Here is a 6,200-nt window from a genome sequence, read left to right on the forward strand (position 1 = left end):
TGCCCAGTGCCCCGACCTGCGCGCTGGTCAGCGCGACGATCTGGGCGGTGGTGAGGGCGTGGATGGCTGCCGTGCCGAACGCGACCAGGTCACGCGTCTCGATCGCACCGATCTGCGCCGTGGTCAGTGCAGCGATCTGCGCCGTGCCCAGCGCGGCGAACTGGCTGCTGCCCAGCGCCACGATGTCCGCGGTCTCCAGCGCGGCGATCTGGCTGGTGGTGAAGGCCCCGACCTGCGTCGAGGTCAGCGCGCCCACCTGGCTGGTGTTCAGCGCCACGATGTCGGCCGTGCTCAGCGCGCGGATGGCTGCTGTGCCCAGCGCGACCAGATCCCGCGTCTCCAGCGCGAGCACCTGTGCGGTGCCCAGCGCCGCGATCTGGGCCGTACCCAGCGCCCCGACCTGCGCGCTGGTCAGCGCGACGATCTGGGCGGTGGTGAGGGCGTGGATGGCTGCCGTGCCGAACGCGACCAGGTCGCGCGTCTCGATCGCACCGATCTGCGCCGTGGTCAGTGCAGCGATCTGCGCCGTGCCCAGCGCGGCGAACTGGCTGCTGCCCAGCGCCACGATGTCGGCGGTCTCCAGCGCAGCGATCTGGCTGGTGGTGAAGGCCCCGACCTGCGCCGAGGTCAGCGCGCCCACCTGGCTGGTGTTCAGCGCCATGATGTCGGCCGTGCTCAGCGCGCGGATGGCCGCTGTGCCCAGAACCACCAAATCGCGGGTTTCGAGCGCGAGCACCTGCGCGGTGCCCAACGCAGCGATCTGTGTGGTGGTGAGAGCACCGACCTGCGTGCTGGTCAGCGCAGCAATCTCGGCAGTCTCCAGCGCGCGGATGGCTGCTGTGCCCAGCACGACCAGATCCCGCGTCTCGATCGCACCGATCTGCGCCGTGGTCAGCGCCGCGATCTGCGCCGTGCCCAGCGCGGCGAACTGGCTGCTGCCCAGTGCCACGATGTCGGCGGTCTCCAGCGCGGCGATCTGGCTGGTGGTGAACGCCCCGACCTGCGTCGAGGTCAGCGCGCCCACCTGGCTGGTGTTCAGCGCCACGATGTCGGCCGTGCTCAGCGCACGGATGGCTGCTGTGCCCAGCGCGACCAGATCCCGCGTCTCCAGCGCGAGCACCTGTGCGGTGCCCAGCGCCGCGATCTGGGTCGTGCCCAGTGCCCCGACCTGCGCGCTGGTCAGCGCGACGATCTGGGCGGTGGTGAGGGCGTGGATGGCTGCCGTGCCCAGCGCGACCAGGTCGCGCGTCTCGATCGCGCCGATCTGCGCCGTGGTCAGTGCCGCGATCTGCGCCGTGCCCAGCGCGGCGAACTGGCTGCTGCCCAGCGCCACGATGTCCGCGGTCTCCAGCGCGGCGACCTGCCCGGTCGTCAGTGCCGAGACTTGCGCCGTGGTGAACGCACCCACCTGGGCGCTGCTGAATGCCTGCAGTTGTGCGGTGGACAAGGCCCGCAGGCCCGTCGTGGTGAAGGCCGCCACGTTGCTGGTGGACAGCACCGCCAGATCCGCCGTCTGCATGGCGACGATCTGACTGGTGGTCAACGCTGCGATCTGGGCGGTGCTGGCGCTCGCCCATTCCGCCGTTGTCAGGTTAGCGATCGTTGCGGTCGACAGCCCGGCAAATGTTGCTGTGGAAGTGATGGAAGAGACAGTCGACATGGTGCGGTGCCCTGGTAAGTGTGCCGAGGTGGAAGCTGACGTCATGGACCACATCACCGCTTCCTCTTGTCCCGGTATCGACACCGACTTCTGGAACTGAAGCCCTGGCATCGTCCACCATGCACTACCACTGGATATCCACTGCGGGACGCTCGCCTCCACTGCATGTGCAGAGCGCACATCCGGACAAAGAATGGGTCAAGTGCAAATTTTGCATAATTTTCACTTAAGGCCCAAACATGGATCTCGTGCCATCCATTCGACGAAGAATGAAATACCAGAACAACCCCGCCGCCGGCACCAGCCAATCCATCTGCCCGCGTCAAAATATGCGGAACTTTTGCGCCATTCGGCAGTTAACAGTCGATGGCTCACCACCTGAAACTCAGTCGTGAAAGCCTGCCGTGCAGACTTAACGTGGCAACCGGGAATGAACGCCGCCCCTGCGTTCCGGGGAAGCAGCCCACCAGTTCCAGCCGCTAAACTGCGACCGGTTTTACCCGCTTATCACCCTTTTCATTGCGAGTGCCGACCAGTAAGCAAATCGGAATCGGCCACCCACTCGCCTCCGGAGTATGCAAGTCATGATCTTGTCCCTGTTCAGTTCCACCGCTCGTTTGCGTACCTCGCTCGTCCTGAGTGCGATCACCGCCGCATCCCTGCTCGCTGCCTGCGGAGGCGGCGAAGGCGACAAGAAGGGCCCCAGCCAGGTTGCCGCGAAGGTGAACTCCAGTGAGATCTCTGTTCACCAGGTCAACTTCGTTCTGCAACGCCAGCAGGGTCTCAAGCCCGAGCAGGCACAGGCCATGAGCCGCCGCGTGCTGGACGGTCTCGTGGACCAGGAACTGGCGGTCCAGCAGGCCGTCGAGCAAAAGCTCGATCGTGATCCGCGCATCGTCTCCGCGATCGATGCGGCACGCCGCGACATCCTGGCACGGGCCTATGCCGACCGCATTGCCGATGCCGCCACAGCCCCGACAGCCGAAGACATCAAGGCCTACTACGACAGCAAGCCCGCGCTGTTCTCCAAGCGCCGCATCTATGGCCTGCAGGAGTTCAACATCGAGGCGAATGCCGACCAGAAGGTCGCGCTGAAGGCCAAGATTGCTTCGTTGCGCAATGCAGAGGAACTTGCTGGCGCGCTCAAGGCGGCCAACATCCGTTTCGCGGCCCGGAGTGTCTCCCAGGCGCCGGAAAACATCCCGATGGGCTTCCTTGACGAGCTGGCCAAGGTCGGCGAAGGCCAATGGGTCATCGTGGCAACGCCAACCGGCCTGAACGCCGCGCTGGTCGCATCCGCCAAGCCAGCGCCCGTCACCGAAGAAGCCGCCAGGAAAGCGATCGAGCAGTTCCTCCTGAGTGATCGAAAGCGCAAATTGGTCGCCGATGGCATCAAGCAACTGCGCGGATCTGCCAAGATCGAATACGTCGGCCAATTCGCTGCCGCAGCATCGGCTGCCGGTGACGCCCTGGGCACGACAGCCGAAGCACCGACCGTCGCCCCGACGCCACCGGCCGGTGCTTCCGATGCGCTGGACGCCAACGCTCTCCAAAAAGGTCTTTCAGGTCTGAAGTAACCCATGATGCTCACGACACACACCACCCCGTCCCCGTCCGCACGTTTGTTCCAGCGTGTGCTGTTCGCTTTTCTGATCCTGATGGCACCCATGCTGTCCTGGGCGCAGGTGTCCGACGCCCAGCGTGACTACGTGCTGGGGGCAGGCGATGTGATCCGCGTGAGCGTCTATCAGAACGCCGACCTGACCTTGGAAACCCGTGTGGCGGAGAGCGGCAGCATCAGCTTTCCGCTGCTGGGCCAGATCCGTTTGGGCGGCCTGACCGTCCCGAAGGCGGAGAAGGTCATCGCCGATGGGCTGCGCAATGGCAACTTCGTGCGCCAGCCGCAGGTGAGCATCCTGGTGACGCAGGTGCGCGGCAACCAGGCCTCTGTCCTGGGCATGGTCACCCGCCCGGGTCGCTTCCCGATCGAGCAGACCGGCATGCGTCTGAGCGAACTGCTGGCCACGGCTGGCGGCATCGCCCAAGGCGGCAGCGATCTGGTGACCTTGATCGGCATCCGCGACGGCCGTCCGCTGCGCGTCGTGATCGACCTGCCGAACCTGTTCGCAGCGTCGGCCAAGACCAACGACCCGGTGATCATCAACGGTGACACGGTCTACGTGGACCGGATGCCGATGGTCTACATCTACGGCGAAGTCCAACGTCCGGGTTCCATGCGCCTCGAACGCGACATGACGGTCATCCAGGCCCTTGCCACCGGGGGTGGCCTGACCCAGCGCGGCACGGAAAAGGGACTGCGGGTCCATCGCCGCAATGCCGACGGCAAGGTCGAGATCCTGCAGCCCGGCATGAACGACCCGATGAAGGATGGCGACGTGATCTATGTGCGAGAGAGCCTGTTCTGACCCAGCCTGCGCATCAGAGAAGGAATGGTCGTGTCAGCACGCGGCCACCACCTGGCTGGCCTGGCACTCAAGCCGACACCGCAACAAGACAACGCGTCTGCCTTGAACGCGCCAACTACACACTGGGTGTGATCCAACTATGACCATTGCGCAACTCTTGTCGATTCTGAAAGCGCGCTGGATTTCGGCGATCGTGGTGGCACTGCTGACGATCGGCGCGACCGTCGCGGCAAGCCTGCTGATGCCCAAGAGCTACACCGCCACGGCATCGGTGGTGCTCGATATCCGCTCGCCGGATCCAATCGTGGGCATGCCGATGAATGCCATGGCCTCGCCGTCCTACATGGCTACGCAGGTGGACATCTTGACCAGCGACCGAGTTGCGCAGCGTGTCGTGCAGAAACTGCACCTGACTGACAACCAAGAGATGCGCAAGCGCTGGAATGAGGATACGAAAGGCAAAGGCAGTTTCGAGGCCTGGATTGCCAACATTTTCCAGAAGAAACTCGATGTCAAGCCGTCCAGGGAAAGCAACGTCATCCACGTCAGCTACACCAACCCAGACCCGCGATTTGCAAGTGCATTGGCGAATACCTTCGTCCAGGCGTACATCGAAGTCAGCGTCGGACTGCGTGCTTCTCCAGCCAAGCAGTACACCGAATTCTTCGATGCCCGCGCAAAGGAACTGCACGATGCCGTCGAAGTCGCTCAGGAAAAGCTGTCAACTTTTCAGAAGACCAACGGATTGACAGGCTCGGATGAACGTTTTGACATCGAAACGCAGCGTCTCAACGAGTTGAACACCCAGCTCGTCACACTGCAAGCCGTCGCTGCAGAATCCACCAGCCACTCGGCCCAAGTCCGGACCGCCGGTGACCAAATGCAGGAAGTCATCAACAACAGCCTGGTTTCTTCGCTACGCGCCGACCTGACACGCCAAGAAGCCAAGCTGACAGAAATGAACGCCAAGTTTGGCGATGCATATCCGCTGGTCCAGGAATTGCGGGCCAACATCGGAGAATTGCGCCAGCGGCTTGAGACTGAAACCCACCGGATCACTGGTGGTGTGGGTGTGACCAGTTCGATCAACCGCCAACGCGAAGCAGAAACCAGGGCTGCCCTCGATTCCCAGCGCAGCAAGGTACTCCGACTGAAAGCGTTGCGCGACGAGGCCGTCACCATGCAGCGTGCCGTAGAAGCCGCGCAACGCGCCTACGACCAAGTCACCCAGCGGCTGAACCAGACCAGTCTGGAAAGTCAACTCAATCAAACAAATATCTCAGTGCTGTCACCTGCCGATGAACCAACAGAGCACTCTTCGCCCAAGATAATCCTGAACATCTTGGTCGGTGTATTTGTCGGAACGCTGCTGGGTGTGAGCTTCGCGATTCTCCGAGAATTAACCGACCGACGTGTACGCACGCTGGATGACCTGACTTCAGGTCTTGATATTTATGTACTGGGCATGATTCCGAAGCCGCTGCACGGGAAATTATCCGGACGGAATTCACCGATGGTTCTGCCTACCAATATCCTGAAGCGATTGCCGAAGCCGGGAACCTGAACACCCGCACACCTGTCGACAGCGCTGACCGAGACCCCAACATGACCATTGCCGCCCAGACGCACCAGAAAGGTATTCATCATGATCGGAGCAGTTCGATGAATACAGACGATGTGCACAGCACCATTGATCAAGACCGCAGCATCGGCGACATCATCCGAGAGACGAAAAGCCTCACACAGGATCAAGTCAATCAGATTCTGGAATATCAGCGAACCAACAATCTGCGCTTTGGAGAATCGGCCGTCAAACTTGGCTTGGTTTCCGACTCGGACATTGTTTTCGCGCTCAGTCAACAATTCAACTATCCATACGCTCCAGAAAGTCGCCGCGGCAATCACCGCGAACTGGTAGCAGCCGCACAGCCTTTTGGCAAGCAAGCCGAGGCGTTCCGTGCCATTCGCAGTCAACTGATGATGCGCATCTTCAGTCCACAAGAACCCAAGCGAGCACTGGCGGTGACGAGTCCGGAGAGTGGGGACGGGAAAACATTTCTGGTGGCCAATTTGGGCGTCGTGCTGGCGCAACTCGGAGGTCGCACCTTGATTGT

General features: G+C 62.2%; 4 protein-coding genes and 2 pseudogenes. 5 read left to right on the forward strand and 1 reads right to left on the reverse strand.

Annotation, left to right across the window (positions count from 1 at the left end):
• A pseudogene (locus AB3X43_RS05025) lies at nucleotides 1-1,543 on the reverse strand (heme utilization protein); the annotation flags it as partial.
• Here AB3X43_RS05025 and AB3X43_RS05030 point away from each other — a divergent pair.
• From AB3X43_RS05030 to AB3X43_RS05050, 5 genes and pseudogenes are all read left to right on the forward strand, one after another.
• Complete coding sequence (locus AB3X43_RS05030; protein ID WP_369428775.1) at nucleotides 1,536-1,760, forward strand: hypothetical protein; 225 nt, start codon at nucleotides 1,536-1,538, stop codon at nucleotides 1,758-1,760. The pseudogene AB3X43_RS05025 and the gene AB3X43_RS05030 overlap by 8 nt on opposite strands.
• 484 nt (nucleotides 1,761-2,244) lie before the next feature.
• A complete protein-coding gene (locus AB3X43_RS05035) occupies nucleotides 2,245-3,237 on the forward strand; it encodes an EpsD family peptidyl-prolyl cis-trans isomerase (RefSeq protein ID WP_369428776.1) in 993 nt (330 codons plus the stop codon).
• Between the two features lie 3 nt (nucleotides 3,238-3,240).
• The gene (epsE, locus tag AB3X43_RS05040) at nucleotides 3,241-4,086 is read left to right on the forward strand and encodes a polysaccharide export protein EpsE (protein WP_369428777.1); all 846 of its coding nucleotides are present in this window, start codon (nucleotides 3,241-3,243) and stop codon (nucleotides 4,084-4,086) included.
• 139 nt (nucleotides 4,087-4,225) lie between these two features.
• Complete coding sequence (gene epsF, locus AB3X43_RS05045) at nucleotides 4,226-5,650, forward strand: chain length determinant protein EpsF (protein ID WP_369428778.1); 1,425 nt, start codon at nucleotides 4,226-4,228, stop codon at nucleotides 5,648-5,650.
• Nucleotides 5,651-5,691: 41 nt separating this feature from the next.
• A pseudogene (locus AB3X43_RS05050) lies at nucleotides 5,692-6,200 on the forward strand (hypothetical protein); the annotation flags it as partial.

The organism is Sphaerotilus sp., from assembly GCF_041083715.1.
Classification (GTDB): domain Bacteria; phylum Pseudomonadota; class Gammaproteobacteria; order Burkholderiales; family Burkholderiaceae_C; genus Sphaerotilus.

What these genes read in the sequence shown, in the direction of transcription:
- AB3X43_RS05035 (WP_369428776.1), top strand. Translation starts at nt 2,245, where the DNA reads ATGATCTTGTCCCTGTTCAGTTCCACCGCTCGTTTGCGTACCTCGCTC.
- epsE (WP_369428777.1), top strand. Translation starts at nt 3,241, where the DNA reads ATGATGCTCACGACACACACCACCCCGTCCCCGTCCGCACGTTTGTTC.
- epsF (WP_369428778.1), top strand. Translation starts at nt 4,226, where the DNA reads ATGACCATTGCGCAACTCTTGTCGATTCTGAAAGCGCGCTGGATTTCG.